The sequence below is a fragment of the Janibacter sp. CoH_79_TC_3 genome (genome assembly GCF_058197955.1).
The window spans coordinates 81,562-101,404 of record NZ_JBXWIV010000009.1 but is presented as its reverse complement, the minus strand read 5'-3'; the positions used below and the strand labels follow the sequence as shown (position 1 = coordinate 101,404).

Here is a 19,843-nt window from a genome sequence, read left to right as displayed (position 1 = left end):
ATAGTGCGCTTGGCCATTTCACCAGCGCCGCGTGCTTCTACTGCCTTACCAATAGCTAAGACATCAGGCGCGGTTATATCATCTATATTTTTATGGCCAATAGAAGGTTTAACATCACGCATGTATGCAGAGTAATTGCGAGAGAAAGTACTTTCTGCTAGATAAGTTTTACGTTCGGCATACCAGTCTTGGGCGACTGTATCAAATATCTTCTTACCATCTTGGTTGGCTTGCTGCTCTTTTTTATGGTCTTTAGGGTTCACACCATCCGCTATTAAGCGTTTAATCTCAATATTGCGCTGGCGTGCATTTTGAAGGCTCATTACTGGATAGGTGCCAATAGTAAGAGTTTGCTGCTTACCTTGCCAGCGGTAGGCACTGATCCATGATTTAACACCAGTATAACGAACCCATAACTGTAGTCCGTTACCATCACTGTGCTTGTCTGGTCGCTTTGTATCAATAGACGTGCTACTGGGCTGTAGCTTATTGATAGCGGTATGGGTTAAAGGCATGGTCCTATCCTTTGTTGGTATTGTCCATGTTGGTACTGCTCAATACCAACAATAATACCAACATTCTATACGGAACGCCATAGGACGGGATAGAACTTAAAACCTAAAAAACGCCCAAAATAAAGGGCAGACAGTCTATGACGGTCTACCCTATATCGTTGTTTGGTGGAGATGGCGGGAGTTGAACCCGCGTCCGCCAGCATTACGCTCATGAATCTACATGTTTAGTTTCTGTCTTTAATTTTAGTCTGCACCGATCCGACAGTCAGGATGGATTAGCCGATTCTCTACTTTTGAACCCAAGCGATTGAGACAATCCCTTGTGGCGATCCTACATGCGGACGCTTCAACTTAGTTGACCAACTGTAGGTGATCAGCAACTAAGTAAACAGGATTTAAACCATGTAAACAGGGTTTAAGCTGCTAGAGCGTAATTTTCGTCGTTTGCGACTATAACAATATATGTTTGATTAACGAGAGGACATATACTCTCGACATGCATCATTGAGTTTCATCACCAGCGTCGAAGCCAGAACATCCCCAATAAGGTCGATGATTATATAGCATATATACGTCCGCTTGCAACCTATTAGACGCCCGTATTACATTACGTTACAGCTGAATCATTTAATCCAATACTTTATTTAACCATTTACCGATATTTTGAATCTGCGGCATACATACTTGATGTGCCATCGGATAGGTATTATATGCAACATTATAGCCTTTCGCTGATAATAACTGCTGAGCCTGCTCACCTAAGATAACTGGGACGACAGGATCATGCGTACCGTGCTCAATCAAAATCGGCATGTCTTGATTAACAGCACTATAGTTAATACTGTCGTTAGTTGCAAAATAGGTAGAAAGCGCCATCAATCCCGCCAAGTGCTGTGGATAGCCGAGTGCCACATGATACGCCACTGCCCCGCCCTGCGAAAATCCTGCAATCACAATATGTTCTGGTGACACGCCGCGCTTAATCTCACGAGTAATCAAATCCTGTATTTGCTGCGCAGACTCTTCAATCTGATTCACATCAACTTTACGCTCAAGACTCATCTCCAAGATGTCATACCATGCTGGCATTACCATGCCACCATTGATTGTCACTGGAATATTTGGCGCATGCGGAAAAATAAAACGCACTGCTATATCGTCCGCTAAACCAAGCTGTGGTACCACTGGCTCAAAATCATGACCACTAGCACCCAATCCATGTAGCCAAATCACGGCTCTATCTATCTTTTTTTGTGATGGATTATGTTCGACAATAACGGCATCTAAATAGTTACTCATATTTTTAAGTTCCTTTAACTGACAAATAAAACCAGATTTTTTTGTTTGATTAAGCAAGACGTACAATATTTAAATTAGACTTTATAACCTGAATGATTAACTTGTTGAGCATGCATAAAAAAAACCCTCTAGCGTATCTAATAGACCAGCAGTAGATGCGATAAAGGGTAGATAAAATTACGATGAATCTCTAAGTAATCGATTCCATTGGCTGTTTAACATCAGCATTTTGACCACGATGACGCAGATAATGATCCAGTAATACAATCGCTAGCATCGCTTCAGCAATAGGTGTCGCGCGTACACCTACGCAAGGGTCATGGCGACCTTTGGTCAACATCTCAATCGCTTCCCCATCTGTATTGATACTCTTGCCAGCGGTAGTAATACTAGAGGTTGGCTTAAGTGCAATACTGACGCGGATATCTTGTCCTGATGAGATACCGCCCAAAATACCACCTGCATGATTGGCCGTGAAACCGTCTGGCGTCATCTCATCACGCGAGCTATGACCAAACTGTCCAGCTACAGCCATACCATCACCTACTTCAACGCCTTTTACGGCATTAATACTCATCATGGCATGAGCAATATCTGCATCTAAACGGTCAAATACCGGCTCACCAAGCCCGACTGGCACACCGCTTGCAATAATCTCAAGACGGGCACCACAACTCGTACCTTCACGGCGCAAACTGTCTATCAAGGTCTCAAAGCGGCTGACTGCTTCTTTATCGGCACAGAAAAACGGATTGCTGTTCACAAAATCCCAATCAATTTTACTTGGCTCTACGACATTACTATATTCATTACCGATTTGGGTTACGTGACCACGGATTTGCACACCTAAGCGCTCTTGTAAGTATTTTTTGGCAATAGCACCAGCAGCGACACGCATGGCAGTCTCACGCGCCGATGAACGCCCACCACCACGATAGTCACGGAAGCCATACTTCATACTATAGGTGTAATCGGCATGACCGGGGCGAAAAGTATCTTTGATTTCGCCATAGTCTTTAGATTTTTGATTGGTATTACGAATCAGCAGACCGATAGAGGTGCCTGTCGTTTTACCCTCAAAGACGCCAGAGATAATCTCAACTTCATCAGACTCGCGGCGTTGGGTCGAGTATTTAGAAGTACCTGGCTTGCGGCGATCCAAATCTATTTGCAAGTCAGCTTCAGATAAGGCTAAACCTGGTGGCACGCCATCGACGATTGCCATAAGACCTGCACCATGCGATTCGCCGCAGGTGGTGACGGTAAAGAGCTGTCCAATACTATTGCCTGCCATATTTATCCTTAAATAACTGAAGTCGATCTTTGATTATTTTGACTATTGTGTCAATCTTGATTTATTGATTGCTATCTAATAACTGTACGTAATTGGCAAATAATGGACGATAGCTCATCAGCTCATCATAAGTAATCGCAAAAATACCATGACCACCATGGGCAAACTTTAACCAATCAAACTGAATCTCAGGATAAGCTTGCTTTAACGCCCATTCGCTATCGCCTACTTCACAAACTAGCAAGCCTTCAGGGCTCAGATAATCTGCTGCTTCAAACAAAATACGATGTACCAAGTCCAGTCCATCTTGGCCGGCAGCTAACGCATGCTCAGGCTCATACAAAAACTCAGGTGGCAAATCTGCCATGATAGCGGCATCGACATACGGAGGATTGGTAACAATCAGTTCATATTGATGTTCGGCAGGAATCTTAGCAAATAAGTCAGATTCAATCACATTGACTTGATGACCTAGGTCATGATGATCGACGTTGACCATCGCAACTTCTAGCGCGCTTTTATCAATGTCTACGGCATCAACCAAGGCATCAACAAAACGGGTCGCCAGCGCGATAGCAATACAACCAGAACCGGTGCATAAATCTAAAATACGCTCAGGCTGTGACAACTGCTTAATCTCTAAACCATGATCGTAAAACGCAGGCGTTTGATTATTGACATTAGTGCCAACTGGTTTTGCCAACTCACTAATCTCAAAGTATGGATGGAACTGCTGACGAATTAACTCAGCAATAGGCGAGCGCGGAATTAAAACCCGTTCATCAACATAAAAAGGCAAGTCACAGAAATACGATAGATTAATGAGATAACTTAACGGCTTACGCTCAGCAATACGTTCTTCTAGCAAGTTTAAGACAAGCTGCTTCTCTGATGTGGTCAGGCGACAATCCAAAATCTGCTCATTGGCAGCCCAATCTAAAGACAAAGAATGCAACACAATCGCAGAGGCTTCAGCGAACTCATCTGTCGTTCCTTGGGCTACCACCACATCATAGTTGCGTAATTGCGTGACTGCAAAACGAATAAAATCACGGATACTGACCAACTGCTCACGTGCTTCTTCAAGCTCCGCACGCAAGGTGGCAAATTCGTCGTGCTCAACGAGCAGCCCTGTTTTTAAATCGTATTCCATCTCGCCATCAATTCCTTGTGAGTCTTCATCACTAAAATATTGATTCTGAAACTCTTCTGCGCTCATGGTTTGGTCTTCTGACATATCACACCTTGCTGATTACATGCTCACTAACTACATGCGTATGGGTTAAATCACTGTCAATTAGCAGCTGATTTATTAAATAAAAACTTGTCAGCCATTATAGACGCAAACATCATCCTGCGCCAATGACTGTGTTTGTTACTACTATATTTTTTATGGCAAAAAAATTTGCCTACCTTTGATTCTGTTAGATTTAGGTATTTGGTAAAGTGAGATTGGGTAATACGATAACATTTAAATATAAAGTAGAAAGTTGGCCATGTTAGTAAAAATTAACAGCAACTCTATACCCAGCATGACTAAACTATTTCCCAACTGTAGTGAATACGTCAACCGTTGACGTTTAGCAAGCCCTAAACGAAAAAAGATGTGTCAAAAGTTTGCGAAGCATTCAAATTATGCGCATAATAGCCCCATTAGTTATAACCATAAGTATCCCAATATGATGAAAATGAAGCCCCTTATCACTGCTATATCAATTGCTATCGTTAGTGCCAGTGTTAGCGTTGTTGCCGCACCTACCGACACGACGCGTACCTTGCCAGTACGTAAAGCTGACTCAATGCCTACTATTAGTCAGCCTAGCATTGTCAAAAAAGTCAGCCTTGATGTGCAAGAAAATCGCAGCAGCTCACTTGATGGTGGTACTGCTACCTCGACCCCGACTGCCAATAAAGCCCAAGCCAAGCCAGCTGATCGTATGACCCAGCTGATTGACGCAAAGCAAGAAGCAGAAGAAGATTCAGCAGCCGTCAGCGCTGACAATATGAGCGTAGAAGAACTCGCTCGTAAAGATGTGCAGTCGGATAGCACTGATGACATCAGTGATGGTCAAGTCGTCGCTGCTCCTAGCGCAGCAAGTACTGATAGCGCAAACGACACTTCTATTAAAAGTATCGAAGATGTGGATGGTAAAAAGCATACCACGCTGAACTTATCGGATTACGCCAAGCAAGTAAACGGTGCCACTTGGTCGCCGAATATGAAAGTCAACTCGGCAATGACCATCAAAATGCAGGCGCTATTGGATTGGAACCATGCCTCTCCCGGTGCTATCGATGGCGGCTGGGGTATGAACAGTAAAAAAGCACTGATTAACTTTCAAACCATGAAAGGCTTGCCAGCGACTGGTAAAATGGATCAGAAAACGTGGGATGCTTTAAATAAAAACATTCCAGCCAATAAGCCTGTGCTAGTAACTTATACCATCACTGAAGATGATGTAAATACTAACTTTGCTACCACGCCTGCAGGTTCAGAAGCCAAGTCAAAAATGAAAGGCTTATACTATCAAGACATCAAAGAGATGTTTGGTGAGCGCTTCCATATGGATGTGCGTTATTTAGATAAATTGAATAAAAACAAGCAGTATAAAGCGGGCGAAACCATCACCGTTTTGAATACCCGTGCCCCACTTAAGCAGCGTATCAACCGCGTGGTCGCCAATAAAGCCGACAAAACCTTATATGCTTATAACGATGATAAATTGGTCGCCACTTATCCAACCACCATTGGTAGTGATGCCACGCCATCACCGCAAGGGTCATTTAAAATCATTAATAAGGTAAAAATGCCTTGGTATAAAGCCACCGTCGGTAATGGCGCAGATAAAAAAATCCATATGCTACCACCAGGCCCAAACAGCCCTGTCGGTGTGGTATGGATGGGCTTATCTAAACCATCGTATGGTATTCATGGCTCACCAAAGCCTGAAGGTATTAGCCGTCAAGCTTCAGCAGGCTGTGTACGTCTGACCAACTGGGACGTGTTAGAGGTTTATGCCAATATTGAGAATGGCGCAACCGTTGAGCTAAAATAGTTAGTAGTTCATGCTAGCGAATAAAAAAGACCTTGATGCGTAATCAAGGTCTTTTTTTGCTTAAAATAATACAAACTCTTAATATAAATTATAAGCCAATAAAAAAAACAGCCTTTTTATCAAGGGCTGTTTTTTATTTTATACACAATGAAAGGCTAAGCACTTTAATAATAGGCACTTTAAGAATAAGCATTATTTATTGTTATTATTGATAACTTATCTTTAGGATTGCGTTTTATAGCCTTCTTCGTTACCAGTAATACTTCCAACTTTTTTGGTGAAGAATAAGGCGGCAGGAATGGAGACTAGGAAACCTGCGGCGACCGCCATTTGAATGTGCGGAATTTGGTTGAATCCTGTGACCAAAGCGGCAATCATGAATACACCGATGGTCACGGTTGCGGCTATTGAATAGATGACAGAAAATAGTGGCCAGTTCATGATGTATTCCTCGTTTTTCGTGTGGGTATAACTACTTTATACACTAAATCCACACAAAAAGTAAGTGTTTTCTTATAGACCCGCAGCCCATTTATAGCAAGTGATTCATATTCAAAGCCATATTATAATTATTGGTTTGTATCCTGTGTTTTTAGTGCTAAGAATACCATCACAATAACTATTTTTATCCGTTCAACACCTCGCTATTTAATCGCAAAAGAATCATATTTTATAATGCATTTATCATTACAATAGTTAGTTCTTCATACTCTTTAGTTTCTTGTATTCGCCAACGTCTAGCTGTCTGTCTTCACTAACTAACAAAGCCTTCTTATATGACCTCACCTACGACTAAAACCTCTAATGATTCAAGCTCTGTCAATAAATCGCCAAATGATGGCAGTTATGATAATAGAGATAGGGAATCGGCAAAAGAGTCAGCAGCTGCGCAAGTACCTGAAGCAAAGATAAAGATGGAAACCGTAGCGCCTGATGTGGTGATTGCTTCATTAGAAACAACTGAAGCAGATTCTCAACCTATGGATGAGTCCTTAAACGAAAATGCAGAATCTGAACTTCTTAGCACCGAGGAAGATTTCTTTCAGGACCAGTCTGCTGCCGAAGTGAGCGTAGAAGCCAATAGAACCGACTCTAATCAACAATCATTAAACGAGATAAAAGACTCTACTAATGCAGTTAAAGAAAGCCCGGAAACCTTAAACGAAAAAAACGAAGATAAAGCGGGTGACACTAAAGAAGTAAGCGATCAAAAAGATAACAAAGAAGTCGATGAAGAAAAAGACAACGAAGAAGGCGAAGAGATCAAAGAAAAAAAGGAAGCCAAACTTGAATCTTATAAGCAGTTTGTCGCCGAGCAGTTTAGTAATAAAAAAGTAGACTATCCGGAAGTGCGCGTTAGGATCGAGGCCAATGCGCTGCCGAGTAAAATGTATTTCATCATGAACATACTCTCAGCTATTATTGCAAGCTATGGACTGGTAACCAACTCAGCCGCGGTGGTCATTGGCGCTATGCTGGTCGCTATGATGTTAGGGCCTATCACTGGAATCGCACTTGCGATCATCGATCACCGCATGCCGCTGCTACGCAAATCACTGGTTACCGTGCTTCTTGGCATCTCTTTGGTAGTATTGGTTGGTTTTATCGTTGGCTGGCTACACAAAGACCAGCCGCTAACCGTCGAGATATTATCGCGCACACAGCCAACTTCGATGGATTTAATGATCGCCCTTGCTGGTGGTACCGCCGGTGCTTATGCGATGGTTTCGCCGCATCTGTCGGTTGCTGTAGTTGGGGTCGCAGTGGCTACTGCATTGGTGCCACCGCTTGCCGCTAGTGGGATTTTATTTGCCAATGGCGAGATGCAGATGGGACTTGGTGCTTTACTATTGGCGTTGACCAATATTATCGCCATTCAATTTACCAACGCGCTAGTGTTATGGCTATTAGGTTTTCGCCGTTTGGTCGATGACGATTATAAATCCAAAACCTATTTGACCTTTTTACGCCGTAATGCGGTGACTTTATTATTATTGGGCGGTTTGGGAACGTACTTGTCTATCAATCTACAAACCAGTGCTAAACAACAAGGCTTTGAAAATAATGTCAAAGAGACGATTAATAGCTACTTTAGCGATAAGGGCAACGTGCTGACCAATACGCAGTTTGATAAAAGTGATACCAACCAAGTCGTGCGCGCGGTGATTCGCGGCGAGACGACGCCGAGCTCCTATGACGTCCGTAAAATCGAAGCGATTATCGAGCAAGATATGGCGGATAACTTCCCCGGCTATTTACCCATTAAGCTACAGCTACGCTATATGCCCGTCCAGGTGATTGAGTCGCATCCACTCATTCAAGATAAGCTCGATAAAACCGATGTGACTATTTTAACCAATTAAATTATCTAACTAACCCTATTCGTTTAATGCACTCACTATAACGCAACAATCTTTCTATAAACTCTAAAATATTTATTTAAAACATATCGTTTAAAAATAGCAGGCACTCAATGTAAGCGCCTGCTTCATAAAAGAAGTTAAGCCGTATTTACCGTGTGTTTGCTTATGAATCTTCAACACCCTTGGCACGTTTGTGCTAAAATCGCTTGCAAAATTATTTTACTTATTCTACTTAATACATCCGTCAGTAAGGAGCCGCTGTGAGCCAGCCATTTCGCTCAGCCGATATTCGTCAAGCTTTTATCGATTTTTTCATAAGCAAGCAGCATACCCCCGTCGCCTCGTCGAGCTTGATTCCCTATAACGACCCGACATTGCTATTTACCAATGCCGGTATGAATCAGTTTAAAGAGACCTTTTTGGGCATGGAGCCGCGTGACTATACCCGTGCGGTGACTTCGCAAAAATGTGTACGTGCTGGCGGTAAACATAATGATTTGGACAATGTCGGCTACACAGCGCGCCATCATACGTTCTTTGAGATGCTTGGTAACTTCTCTTTTGGTGATTATTTTAAGCAAGCTGGTATTGAATATATCTGGGAGTTTCTAACCTCAGATGAGTGGCTAGCAATCGATAAAGACCGCCTATATGTGACCGTTTACGAAACTGATGATGAAGCCTTTGATATTTGGCATAAAGACATCGGTATCCCAAGCGAGCGCATTATCCGCATTGGTGATAATAAAGGCGCGCCTTACGCATCAGACAACTTTTGGACGATGGGCGATACCGGTCCTTGTGGTCCTTGTACCGAAGTGTTTTATGATCACGGCGCTGATATCGAAGGCGGTCTGCCGGGTACGCCAGAAGAAGACGGTGACCGTTATATCGAGATTTGGAACTGCGTCTTTATGCAGTTTAACCGTCAAAAAGATGGCACTATGTTACCGCTACCAGCACCAAGTGTTGATACCGGCATGGGGCTTGAGCGTATCAGTGCCATTATGCAGGGCGTGCACGGCAACTATGAGATAGATTTATTCGTCCATCTAATGGATGCTGCTGCAGAGATTTTAGGTATTGAAAATCAGCAACAGTCGTCATTAAAAGTCATCGCCGACCATATTCGCGCGGTATCATTTTTGATTGCTGATGGCGTCACCCCAAGTAATGAAGGTCGCGGTTATGTACTACGCCGTGTCATTCGCCGAGCCGTTCGTCATGGCAATAAGCTTGGTGCGGATAGCGATTTCTTTTATCAAATGGTCGCGCCATTGGTTAAAGAGATGGGCGCTGCGTACCCTGAGCTTGTTGCTAAACAGAGCGTGATTGAAAATGCCATTCAAAAAGAAGAAGCACAGTTTGCTAAAACCTTAGCGCAAGGTTTACGTTTACTTGCCAGTGAACTTGAAGGTCTAAAAGACGGCGATACGCTCTCTGGAGAAGCCGCATTTAAACTGTATGATACGTACGGCTTCCCGCTTGATTTGACCGCTGACATCACCCGTGAGCGCGGTATTGTGATTGATGAAGCCGAGTTTGATGAGCACATGCAAGCGCAGCGTGAACGTGCGCGTGACGCGGGTAAATTCGATGTCGATTACAGCAGCGTTATTCAAGTAGAAAATCCAACCACCTTTATCGGTTATGAGCAGCTTGAAGAAGATGGCGTGATCATTCATGCCCTTTATCAAGATGGCAATCCAGTCGAGAGTTTGGCTGAAGGTATGGAAGGCGTTATTGTCCTTGACCGTACGCCATTTTATGCGGAAGGCGGTGGTCAAGTAGGTGAATTGGGTGAAATTCGCAGCGCAACGGGCGTTTTTGAAGTGCAAGATACCAAAAAATCAGGGCAAGCCATCATTCATTATGGCGTGGTCACCATGGGCGAAATTAACGCCCAGCAAAAGGCTGATGCACAAGTATTATCAAGCATGCGTGCAGCTAGTGCCAAAAACCACTCGGCCACGCATCTATTACATGCCGCATTAAGACAAGTATTAGGCGCGGAAGTCACACAAAAAGGCTCATTAGTTTCAAGCGAAGTGTTACGTTTTGATTTCTCCTATGATAAACCAGTCAGCGGCGCTGAAATTATGCGTATCGAACGTATGGTCAATGAGCAAATTCAAGCCAATACTCCTGCTCGTATCCAGAATATGTCTATCGACGAAGCGATGAAACAAGGCGCGATGGCATTGTTCGGTGAAAAATACGGTAATGACGTTCGTGTCCTAACCATGGGTACCGATATCATTGTCGATGGTCAACGTAAGCCGTTCTCTATTGAGCTATGCGGCGGTCTACACGTACAGCGTACTGGCGATATCGGGGTGTTAAGAATTACCAGTGAATCAGGTATTGCTGCGGGTATCCGTCGTATTGAAGCGGTCACCGGTATGAATGCCATTAAAAACATGCAGCAAAGTGAGCAACAGCTTAGCGAGCTTGCTAGCCAGCTAAAAGTCAAACGTCCAGAGGTTGCGCAGCGTGTGCGTACCATGGCGGATAAGCAGCGTGAGTTAGAGAAGCAGCTCGAGCGTTTAGAGCAAAAAATCGCCAGCGCCCAAGCCGCAAAATTGCTTGATGACGTGCAGACCATCGCAGGTACGCCAGTACTTATCAGTACCTTAAGCGGCGTTGATGGTAAATCAGTCCGTACGCTGATGGATGATGTTAAATCAAAACTGCCGTACAGTGTCATTGTGTTGATTGGTGATAAAGATGGGCAATTAGCATTAGCAGCAAGCGTCGATACATCTGTGACCGATCGCGTCAAAGCCGGTGATATTATTCGTCATTTGGCAGGTGAGCTTGGTGGTAAAGGCGGCGGTAAACCCGACTATGCCCAAGGTGGTGCGCCAAAATCCAATAACAGCGCGTCGGTTATCGCCGCCCTCCCTGCTTGGATTGCAGAAAAGCTTGCTTAGACCTGAAGCTTAGGATAATACGTGATTGGTTATAGCAGTTATAACCAATCGCCATATATCTAATGCCTACTGGTACTTAAAGTTATGTCGCTAATATGGTATAAAGTAACACGCTTAAACAAAGGTGAGCATATCAAGTCACTAGCTATCAATAGTAAAACCGCAGAGAGTAAAGAAAAGGGCGCAGTTTTTATAATCCGGCTTTATCGTTATTAAAATTAATCTTACACTGAATTAACAAACAGTTCCCTGACGGATTGATGTCGATAAGTAACAGATGGCCATTGGTGAATAATAGGTAGATTTTTATGGCGTTAATAGTACAAAAATATGGCGGCACCTCGATGGGCAGTATCGACCGCATCAAAAATGTCGCCAAACGAGTCAAGCGCTGGCATGACAACGGTCATCAAGTGATTGTGGTGGTGTCTGCCATGAGCGGCGAAACCAACCGTTTGATCGATTTAGCCCGCCAAATCAGCAGCCAGCCTGACCCACGCGAATACGACCAAATGGTCTCAACGGGCGAACAGGTTTCTATCTCTTTGCTTGCCATGGCGATTAAAGAGCTGGGTATTGGCGCACGTTCATTCACTGGTCGCCAAGTCGCCATTAAAACTGATAGCGCCTACAATAAAGCGCGTATCGAAAGCATCGATGACAAAAACATCCGTGAGCAACTAGATGCGGGCAACGTTGTTATTGTGGCAGGTTTCCAAGGTATCGATGAAGAAGGCAATGCAACGACGCTAGGTCGCGGCGGTTCTGATACTACTGGTGTAGCGATTGCTGCAGCACTGGGCGCTGATGAATGCCAAATCTATACCGATGTCGATGGCGTTTATACCACTGATCCTCGCGTTACCTCAAAAGCCAAAAAACTTGAAAAAATCACTTTTGAAGAAATGCTTGAGATGGCAAGTCTTGGTTCTAAGATTTTACAGATTCGCTCAGTAGAGTTCGCTGGCAAATATGGCGTGCCACTACGCGTATTATCTAGCTTTGATGAAAACAACGATGGTAGCTTCGACCAAGACTTTCAAGACAATGTCGGCACCCTAATTACGATAGACGAAGGAGACAACATGGAACAGGCAATCATCTCAGGTATCGCTTTTAATCGCGACGAAGCAAAAATAGTCGTGCGCGGCGTACCTGATCACCCTGGTATCGCCTCCGCCATCTTAAGCCCTATCGGTCGCGCCAATATCGAAATTGATATGATCGTTCAAAACCTATCAACCAATGGCACCACTGACTTCACCTTTACCGTCAACCGTTCTGACATGGATAAAACCATGAAAGTGCTAGAAAGCGAAGTCAAAGATGAGATTGGTGCCAAAGAGGTATTGGCCAACAACGAAGTGGTTAAAGTGTCATTGGTTGGTGTTGGTATGCGCTCGCACGCTGGCGTTGCTAGTCTTATGTTCCAGACTTTGGCCGAAAACAACATCAATATCCAAATGATATCGACCAGTGAAATCAAAGTATCTGTCCTTATCCAAGAGCAGTATTTAGAAAAAGCAGTCAAATCACTACATACTGCTTTTGGGCTTGACCGTGAAGACGGTGATAGCAAAATTGCTGGGTTATAATATTTAATAGCTGGCGCATATAAGTTATAAATGTTAGCAAATTAATAAAAATCCACATTGCTTGCACATTTATTAAGCAAATAGCGATTGGTTAATTTTAACAAATTATTCATTAAATAGAGTCTTTTTAGGCTCTATTTTCTTTTATTACTATTGCTCAGGTAAGTATATACCTAATAGTTTTGTGAAAACCCGTGACAGTATCTGTTATGCCCCCTATAATGGGGCTTTCATTTGGGCTAAATGAATCTACCTATCATTACCGCTATTAGCACCGCCTTAAGCATTGTTTTTATGATAAATACCTTGCTTATCTAGTGCTGCGGTGATGTCCTGTAATTGAGACGCAATCTGATGAGTAATAATCTCTTGATGCGACATAAGGAGTGTGACGCATGTTAATTTTGACACGCCGCGTGGGCGAAACGCTAATGATTGGCGACGAGGTCAGTGTGACTGTGCTAGGTGTCAAAGGCAATCAAGTACGAATCGGCGTTAATGCGCCAAAAGATATTGCCGTACACCGTGAAGAGATTTATCAGCGTATTCAGCATGAACGCACGGTACAATCGCAAATGCAACATCTTGAACAAGGCAGCTTTGCGCCTTCATTCGATGATGAAGACTATTTTAATCGCTAAGTCGTTGCTTACTATCTAACTATCAATAATCATTGAGCATAAATTAAGCACCCTATTTTTGCTTTCTAATCTGCTCTGAGGTCATGTATTTATGAGTATCCGCCAATCAGATGTATCGGCTCTACTTAATGGTTTGAATAAAAAAGCCATTGGATTCAATGATGTCATCAGCTTTATTGATGATTTTTATCGCTATGCGCCAGCGCCTTTTGTTAATGGCATGGTCCATAATGCTTCGGGCGAAAACGAAGGCAGCGCCAAGATTTTTGGCTTTGCCAAGCACCATGGTCTAAATCAATTAGACACGCTAAAGCTGTTTGGCGAGCATTATGCTAAGGTTCAAGCGACCCCTAAGGGTACGGACCATGCCAATATCCGTAACTTTTTACATTGGGGCTGGCAAGGGTTTTTGATGGAAAAAAATCCATTAACGCCACGTCCAAGTGTCGATACCACAGCGCTTTAATAAAATCATTTTAAGTCATTAAAAAAAGCCACGCTATGATAATAGCGTGGCTTTTTTCTGTGCGTGAGTTTTTATCAAAAATTTTGCTGTTAGTCTATTTATTGTGAAATTTAACCGGTTGTACCGCCCCTTTAGGATTGGGCATATTGGGGTAATGATGCTCATGTTCAACATCACATTCAGCGCCCACAATAGAGCCATCCTCTCTTACAGGTTTATGAATATAACCGGTACGCTCGGCTGGTGGTAGATGCTCGTGCTCCCAAACCATCACTGCTTGCATGCAAGTTTCGCGCTGCTCAGGCGTGAGCTTACGACCATCTGACCATTTACCCAGCTCAATCGCTAGACGGAATTGATCGACCACTTCTGGGGTCACACTTGCTAATATCGTTTGTTTGTCCATCGTGCCTACTCTCCACTACTATTTTTATAACACAGCGCTATTTTGAGAAATGTAGCACTAGATTCATTCTTCTATAATATCATCATCGACATCCATACTGAACTCTTCGGCATGGACGTTCCAGTGCAACTTGGTGCGGCAAGCCTCATAAAAATCAAACCCTGGCGGATGCAACAAGGTAAGCTTATCGGGATGCTTGCGAATATAAAGGCGCTGCTCTTGCCCTAGCGCTATGCTAGGCTTGCCGTCGGCACTTACCTGCGGCTGAGTGCGGTTATCTTTATGGATGCGAATACAAATCTCACTTGTACCACTGACTACAATCGGGCGACTAGACAAGGTATGTGGATGCATGGGCACCAAACAAATCGCATCCATACTCGGATGAATAATAGGACCACCACCAGAGAGTGCATAGGCGGTCGAACCCGTTGGCGTCGCCACAATGAGCCCATCACTATGCTGGCGATAAACATCATGACCGTCAATTTTCATCTGAAAATCAATCATGTGTACCGATTTACCGGCATGCAGCACCACATCGTTGAGCGCCATATCTTCGTGGATAATCTTGCGGCCTTCACGAATCTCCATGGTGAGCAAAAACCTGTGATCTAACTGATAATTACCCATCAATACTTGGCGTAACTTAAAGGCGGCTTCATCAGGCTTCACATCGGCTAAAAAACCCAGACGACCACGGTTGACGCCTAAAACAGGCACGCGATAGCGCGCCAGTGCTTCAGCGGCATGCAAAATTGAGCCATCACCACCAACGACAATGACCAAGTCACAAATCTCGCCAATCAAGCTACGCTTGACGATTTTAACTACCTCAATCTCAGTAAGATTTAATGTCGGTAAATTGGCCGTTTGCACATCCATAATCAATGTTAGATTCATATCATTGATGGTTTGGGCAATCTGCACTAAAGTTTGGGTGACACTACGTTTTCCCGCACGGCCCATCAGACCAATACGCCTGAAAGCAGGATTTTTGATAGCGTGGAACAGCTCTGATTCATGTAAATGCGGCAATCGTGCGGACTGCGCTGAGTTTTCCATAAAACGACTCGGCTTAACGGTAAATTACAGGGCAATGATAACGAGAAATCAGCGCTTAGACTAGCATGTTTATCAATTTTCGTTGTTAACTGTCGTAATAGTCCCCATATATCTTCTATCATACGCCACTTTTAGGCGAATTTGTTTAGCTACCATTGACACAAATTACGCAAACTGTTTCTACATATACTGGTTCATAAGTGGCGCAATAGTCGCTACAAGCCTTGTATGCCGTCACGTAAACACAGTTGACAATAATGGCTGTTTTGCTAAAGTAGCTGACATCTAATTTATCTATATTTTATTAAGGACAACTTTATGGCCAATCCTATTGTCAGTCGCGCAGAGCTTGCCGTTGGCGGCACGCCGATGACGGTGAAGGGTGTGATTCAAAAAACCAGTTTATTGCTTGGCTTATCAGCGATTACTGGTATTGGATTTTTCTTTTATGCGTTGATGGCAGGTTTATCACAAAGTTTTATTACCATGGCGGCTTTTGGTAGTATGTTTGCCGCCTTTGGTCTTGCTATTTTCATCACTTTTAAACCACAAAAAGCCAAAACCTTTGCCGTACCTTATGCTTTATTAGAAGGTATCTTTTTAGGCGGTATCTCGCTGTTCTTTATGCGCATGTACCCAAGCGTGCCAGTCACTGCGATGTGTGCGACCTTTGTCACGGCAGCTGTGATGCTAGGACTATACCGTTCAGGTTTGGTTAAAGTCACTGAAAAATTCCGCTCAATCGTCACCTCAGCATTGATTGCCATCATGCTTGTTTATGTGGCGCAGTGGGTACTGTCTTTAGCGTTCGGTTCGAGCTTACCTTTCTTATTTGAAGGTGGCGCTATCGCTATCGGCTTTAGCTTATTTGTGATTGTTATCGCCTCTTTTACTCTGTTATTAGACTTTGACAATATCGATCGCGGCGTGGCGATGGGCGTTTCAGAAGACTACGAATGGTTATTTAGTATTGGTATCCTTGCCACGCTAGTATGGATGTATATCGAATTTATGCGTCTGCTCAGCTACCTACAAGACTAATCTAAATACTATTTAGCAGTCATTTAAATAAAAAAACCGTCTTTTATGAAGGCGGTTTTTTTGTGGGTAATTTTCAAGGTTTATTTAAATAATTTTAAACTGGTTTAAGCTAAGCACGCTTTAGACGCAACGCATTTAATACCACAAACAAGGAGCTTAATGACATGCCGATGGCAGCAAGCCAAGGTGGCACATAGCCCAAAGCCGCCGGTATCAAGACACTACTATTATAAATAAGCGCCCAGCGCAAGTTTTGCTTGATAATACGTTTGGTCTTATCAGCGATACGCTTCGCCGCAGTGATAGCTTCGATTTGACCATTTAGAATAATACTGTCACTCGATACTTGTGCCAAGTCTGCCGCGCCCGCAATTGAGGTTGATACATCGGCTGCTGCCAATACTGGCGCATCATTAATACCATCACCGACCATGAGTACAACCGCGCCTTTTGCTTGTAGCGCTTGAATATGATTGACTTTATCGGTGGGTGATAAACCGTTATAGGCGGCTTTCATGCCTAAATCCTCAGCCAGCACCAATGCTTGCGGGCTTGGGTCGCCTGTGAGCATGACAGGCTCAATACCGAGCTCTTTTAGGGATTTAAGCATTGATGGTGCACTATCACGTATCTTATCGTTAAAGTAAAAACACGCCAGTGCTTGCCATACATTCGATTGAATGTTCTGACAAGATAATACTACGGCCGAGCTGGCACGATGCGTAACCAAATCAATGGTTAAATCATTATCCGCCTTAGTATTGTTATTCGCTCCATTCGCTTTATCCAAGGCAAAATCTACATGACCAATGCGATATAACACGCCATCAATCATAGCTTCAACCCCGCCTGCTGGATAATGCTGCAGCGCTTGCGTAGCTGGCAAGTGTAATTGATAGGCAGCAGTGAGCAGTGCATGAGCAATTGGATGGCGACTACCGACTTCTAGCGCCGCTGCAATGGCTAATAGATGGTCTTTTTTATCACCAGCATCGTTTATATCTATTTTATCTGTCGTCGCATCATTGCTTGCCAATAGCTCGATATTTAATAAATTGGGCTTACCATAAGTGAGCGTACCGGTTTTATCAAATGCCACATGGGTAATCTCAGCCAGCGTCTGTAGAGTATGTCCACGCGTGGTTAAAAAGCCATAACTTGCTAATCGATTGGTCGCTACCGTCAGCGCAATCGGCGTCGCTAATGACAGCGCACAAGGACAAGTCGCCACCAATACCGCAACCGTCGCCCAAATCGCTTGGCTTGGGTCAACGATATACCAGCCAATAAATACCAAAGCTGACAATACTAAAATCCGTGCCACAAACCAACGTGCTAACTTATCCGCTTGCTGAGCGAGTTTTGGTTTCTCACTCATAGCACGGTTCATCAGCCTGTCAATCAGACCTATCTGGCTGTCTTCTGGCAATGCAGTCACGAGCATTTCAAACGGCTGACTGTCGTTTTGTGCGCCGCCAACGATATAATCGCCTTGGGTTTTGATGATTAAATCGCCCTCGCCTGTCAGCAAGCTTTGCGAGACAGTAGCGGTGGAGCTGAGTAAGATACCATCGCTGATAATCTCAGAACCGGCCTCCACCATGATGATATCACCCACTTGCAAACTATGAGCGGTCACCATTTGCTTGTCTTTTGGCTTGTTGTTTAACGTATATTCCGTTTTTGAGAGACTCGAAGGTGTATTATTGGATTGCTGCCAATCTTGAGCGATACTTAAGGTCAACTGTCGGATATTGGCATCCATGCTTTGCATAAAGTTAGGCATCGATTTTAATACAGTATTTGTGCCATTTTCCGCTAAATTATTACTTAGATTGGTCGCTTGTTCAGCGCCATTATCAGCAAGGGCATTTTTTTCTAGTAGCTGTAAGATACGCTCAGCTGCGTCTTTATCTTCAGCAATTTTTTGTACCAAGACAGGCTCGACCACCACCAAATCATTGGCCATGGTTGCTGCTTTTAAACGTGCATTATGCTCAATATAGCGCCCAGCCAATAAGAAGAAAATGAACATACTCACCGAATCATAGTACGTTTCACCTTGCCCCGTGATGGTAGCGTAAAGACTGGCAAAGAAAGTCACTACTAAGGCGATACTAACCGGCACATCCATATTGACTTGACGAGCACGAATCGCTGACCATGCTGAGGTAAAAAACGGCACGCCGGCATAAAAGAATACCGGTGTACTCACAAATAGTGACACCCAACGTAGAAAATCTCGCTGAAAAATCAGCATGTCGCTATATTCACCAAAGTAAATCGCGACAGCATACATCATTGCCTGCATCGAGCCGAGCGCAGCGATACCAAGGCGCAATAGCATCTGACTGTTATGACGTGCCAGCATGGCTTCATGGGTATCTTGCCGATAAGGCTTGGCTTCGTAGCCAATCTCATTGATAACGCCCAAAATACGACTAATCGGCAGCTTATCTTCGTCCCAGATTACCCGCATGCGCTGATTGGTTAAATTGACCTGACATTGACTGATGCCATCTAACTCATCTAAACGCGACTCAATCAGCCACGTACAAGCGGCACAGCGCAGGTTATTTACCGACAGCTCGGCTACCGACATGCCATCTTGGGCGTAGACAAACTGCGACTTTATTTCATCGTGATCATAAGCTTCGAGGCGAGTCAGCTGCGTGGGTAAGCTTGCCGTACGGTTAATCTCCGAGCGGTCAAGATAATATTGCTCAAGTCCTGCCTCGACGATACTTTGCGACGCCAACTGACAGCCCATACAGCACATCTCGCGTGACTGGCCTAAAATATCCGTATGAAACGGCGGCTGCGGCACAGGATCACCGCAATGAAAACAGTGACCGGCAAGCGGCAGCACCAAACCCTCAGTAATCGAGTGGTCTTGATAATGACGGTTGCTGCTTGATGGCATGGATGAGGGGATACTGGACATAATCGCGCTATTTCCTTTCGACAAGTTTACTTGCAGCCGACCGGCTTTCAGCAAACTTGCTATGATTAACTAAAGTCAATCCCTATGTAACAAACTTTTTACCATGAATTTTGCTTTACATATATGGCATCTATAAAATCTATTAAAAGTAGCAAACGCTTTATGGAACATCTGTTGCTATAGACCTAAATAGTAAGATAAACATTATACTACAAGCAGGTGCGC

The 19,843-nt window shown here is 43.8% G+C and carries 14 protein-coding genes, 1 other RNA gene and 1 pseudogene; 7 read left to right on the top strand and 9 right to left on the bottom strand.

Annotated features, from left to right (window positions below):
• The 5 genes from AC2FA3_RS09345 to prmB form a co-directional block, all read right to left on the bottom strand.
• Window positions 1-515: tyrosine-type recombinase/integrase (locus AC2FA3_RS09345; RefSeq protein ID WP_490509336.1), on the bottom strand; the 515-nt coding region annotated here is incomplete at its 3' end.
• Window positions 516-678: 163 nt separating this feature from the next.
• Window positions 679-1,057: a transfer-messenger RNA gene (gene ssrA / locus AC2FA3_RS09340) on the bottom strand.
• An 85-nt stretch (window positions 1,058-1,142) separates the two neighbouring features.
• Complete coding sequence (locus AC2FA3_RS09335) at window positions 1,143-1,814, bottom strand: alpha/beta hydrolase (protein ID WP_490509335.1); 672 nt, start codon at window positions 1,812-1,814, stop codon at window positions 1,143-1,145.
• A gap of 190 nt (window positions 1,815-2,004) precedes the next feature.
• Window positions 2,005-3,108: a chorismate synthase gene (aroC, locus tag AC2FA3_RS09330; RefSeq protein ID WP_490509334.1), complete on the bottom strand. Its 1,104-nt coding sequence runs from the start codon at window positions 3,106-3,108 to the stop codon at window positions 2,005-2,007.
• Between the two features lie 61 nt (window positions 3,109-3,169).
• Window positions 3,170-4,345 (bottom strand): 50S ribosomal protein L3 N(5)-glutamine methyltransferase, encoded by a 1,176-nt coding sequence (gene prmB, locus AC2FA3_RS09325; protein WP_490509333.1) that lies wholly within the window; start codon window positions 4,343-4,345, stop codon window positions 3,170-3,172.
• A gap of 442 nt (window positions 4,346-4,787) precedes the next feature.
• Between prmB and AC2FA3_RS09320 the strand changes: the two genes are divergently transcribed.
• Window positions 4,788-6,164, top strand: coding sequence for a L,D-transpeptidase family protein (locus AC2FA3_RS09320; protein ID WP_490509332.1), 1,377 nt, complete (start codon window positions 4,788-4,790; stop codon window positions 6,162-6,164).
• 222 nt (window positions 6,165-6,386) lie between these two features.
• Here the strand turns inward: AC2FA3_RS09320 and AC2FA3_RS09315 are convergent, their stop codons facing one another.
• Window positions 6,387-6,605, bottom strand: coding sequence for a hypothetical protein (locus tag AC2FA3_RS09315; RefSeq protein ID WP_201543304.1), 219 nt, complete (start codon window positions 6,603-6,605; stop codon window positions 6,387-6,389).
• A 335-nt stretch (window positions 6,606-6,940) separates the two neighbouring features.
• Between AC2FA3_RS09315 and AC2FA3_RS09310 the strand changes: the two genes are divergently transcribed.
• From AC2FA3_RS09310 to AC2FA3_RS09290, 5 genes and pseudogenes are all read left to right on the top strand, one after another.
• The gene (locus AC2FA3_RS09310; RefSeq protein ID WP_490509331.1) at window positions 6,941-8,527 is read left to right on the top strand and encodes a DUF389 domain-containing protein; all 1,587 of its coding nucleotides are present in this window, start codon (window positions 6,941-6,943) and stop codon (window positions 8,525-8,527) included.
• A gap of 260 nt (window positions 8,528-8,787) precedes the next feature.
• Entirely contained in the window at window positions 8,788-11,460 is a 2,673-nt protein-coding gene (gene alaS, locus AC2FA3_RS09305) for an alanine--tRNA ligase (RefSeq protein WP_490509330.1), read from the top strand.
• 308 nt (window positions 11,461-11,768) lie between these two features.
• Window positions 11,769-13,055 (top strand): aspartate kinase, encoded by a 1,287-nt coding sequence (locus tag AC2FA3_RS09300; protein ID WP_490509329.1) that lies wholly within the window; start codon window positions 11,769-11,771, stop codon window positions 13,053-13,055.
• Window positions 13,056-13,450: 395 nt separating this feature from the next.
• Window positions 13,451-13,618 (top strand): annotated as a pseudogene (gene csrA, locus AC2FA3_RS09295) (carbon storage regulator CsrA); the annotation flags it as partial.
• A 169-nt stretch (window positions 13,619-13,787) separates the two neighbouring features.
• Window positions 13,788-14,162: a HopJ type III effector protein gene (locus tag AC2FA3_RS09290; RefSeq protein ID WP_490509328.1), complete on the top strand. Its 375-nt coding sequence runs from the start codon at window positions 13,788-13,790 to the stop codon at window positions 14,160-14,162.
• A gap of 94 nt (window positions 14,163-14,256) precedes the next feature.
• Here the strand turns inward: AC2FA3_RS09290 and AC2FA3_RS09285 are convergent, their stop codons facing one another.
• The gene (locus AC2FA3_RS09285; RefSeq protein WP_490509327.1) at window positions 14,257-14,568 is read right to left on the bottom strand and encodes a YeaC family protein; all 312 of its coding nucleotides are present in this window, start codon (window positions 14,566-14,568) and stop codon (window positions 14,257-14,259) included.
• A gap of 63 nt (window positions 14,569-14,631) precedes the next feature.
• On the bottom strand, window positions 14,632-15,633 hold the full coding sequence (locus AC2FA3_RS09280) for an NAD(+) kinase (RefSeq protein WP_490509326.1): 1,002 nt from the start codon (window positions 15,631-15,633) through the stop codon (window positions 14,632-14,634).
• Between the two features lie 318 nt (window positions 15,634-15,951).
• Here AC2FA3_RS09280 and AC2FA3_RS09275 point away from each other — a divergent pair, with 318 nt between their 5' ends.
• Window positions 15,952-16,674 carry a Bax inhibitor-1/YccA family protein gene (locus tag AC2FA3_RS09275; RefSeq protein WP_490509325.1) on the top strand — a complete coding sequence of 241 codons (723 nt, stop codon included), beginning with the start codon at window positions 15,952-15,954 and terminating at the stop codon, window positions 16,672-16,674.
• Window positions 16,675-16,783: 109 nt separating this feature from the next.
• Here AC2FA3_RS09275 and AC2FA3_RS09270 read toward each other — a convergent pair whose 3' ends face one another.
• Complete coding sequence (locus AC2FA3_RS09270; protein ID WP_490509324.1) at window positions 16,784-19,618, bottom strand: heavy metal translocating P-type ATPase; 2,835 nt, start codon at window positions 19,616-19,618, stop codon at window positions 16,784-16,786.
• Window positions 19,619-19,843 lie beyond the last annotated feature (225 nt).

Excerpts from the sequence above, each read along its gene's own strand:
- AC2FA3_RS09335 (WP_490509335.1), bottom strand. The coding sequence starts at position 1,814 with ATGAGTAACTATTTAGATGCCGTTATTGTCGAACATAATCCATCACAA.
- aroC (WP_490509334.1), bottom strand. The coding sequence starts at position 3,108 with ATGGCAGGCAATAGTATTGGACAGCTCTTTACCGTCACCACCTGCGGC.
- prmB (WP_490509333.1), bottom strand. The coding sequence starts at position 4,345 with ATGTCAGAAGACCAAACCATGAGCGCAGAAGAGTTTCAGAATCAATAT.
- AC2FA3_RS09320 (WP_490509332.1), top strand. The coding sequence starts at position 4,788 with ATGATGAAAATGAAGCCCCTTATCACTGCTATATCAATTGCTATCGTT.
- AC2FA3_RS09315 (WP_201543304.1), bottom strand. The coding sequence starts at position 6,605 with ATGAACTGGCCACTATTTTCTGTCATCTATTCAATAGCCGCAACCGTG.
- AC2FA3_RS09310 (WP_490509331.1), top strand. The coding sequence starts at position 6,941 with ATGACCTCACCTACGACTAAAACCTCTAATGATTCAAGCTCTGTCAAT.
- AC2FA3_RS09300 (WP_490509329.1), top strand. The coding sequence starts at position 11,769 with ATGGCGTTAATAGTACAAAAATATGGCGGCACCTCGATGGGCAGTATC.
- AC2FA3_RS09290 (WP_490509328.1), top strand. The coding sequence starts at position 13,788 with ATGAGTATCCGCCAATCAGATGTATCGGCTCTACTTAATGGTTTGAAT.
- AC2FA3_RS09285 (WP_490509327.1), bottom strand. The coding sequence starts at position 14,568 with ATGGACAAACAAACGATATTAGCAAGTGTGACCCCAGAAGTGGTCGAT.
- AC2FA3_RS09280 (WP_490509326.1), bottom strand. The coding sequence starts at position 15,633 with ATGGAAAACTCAGCGCAGTCCGCACGATTGCCGCATTTACATGAATCA.
- AC2FA3_RS09275 (WP_490509325.1), top strand. The coding sequence starts at position 15,952 with ATGGCCAATCCTATTGTCAGTCGCGCAGAGCTTGCCGTTGGCGGCACG.
- AC2FA3_RS09270 (WP_490509324.1), bottom strand. The coding sequence starts at position 19,618 with ATGTCCAGTATCCCCTCATCCATGCCATCAAGCAGCAACCGTCATTAT.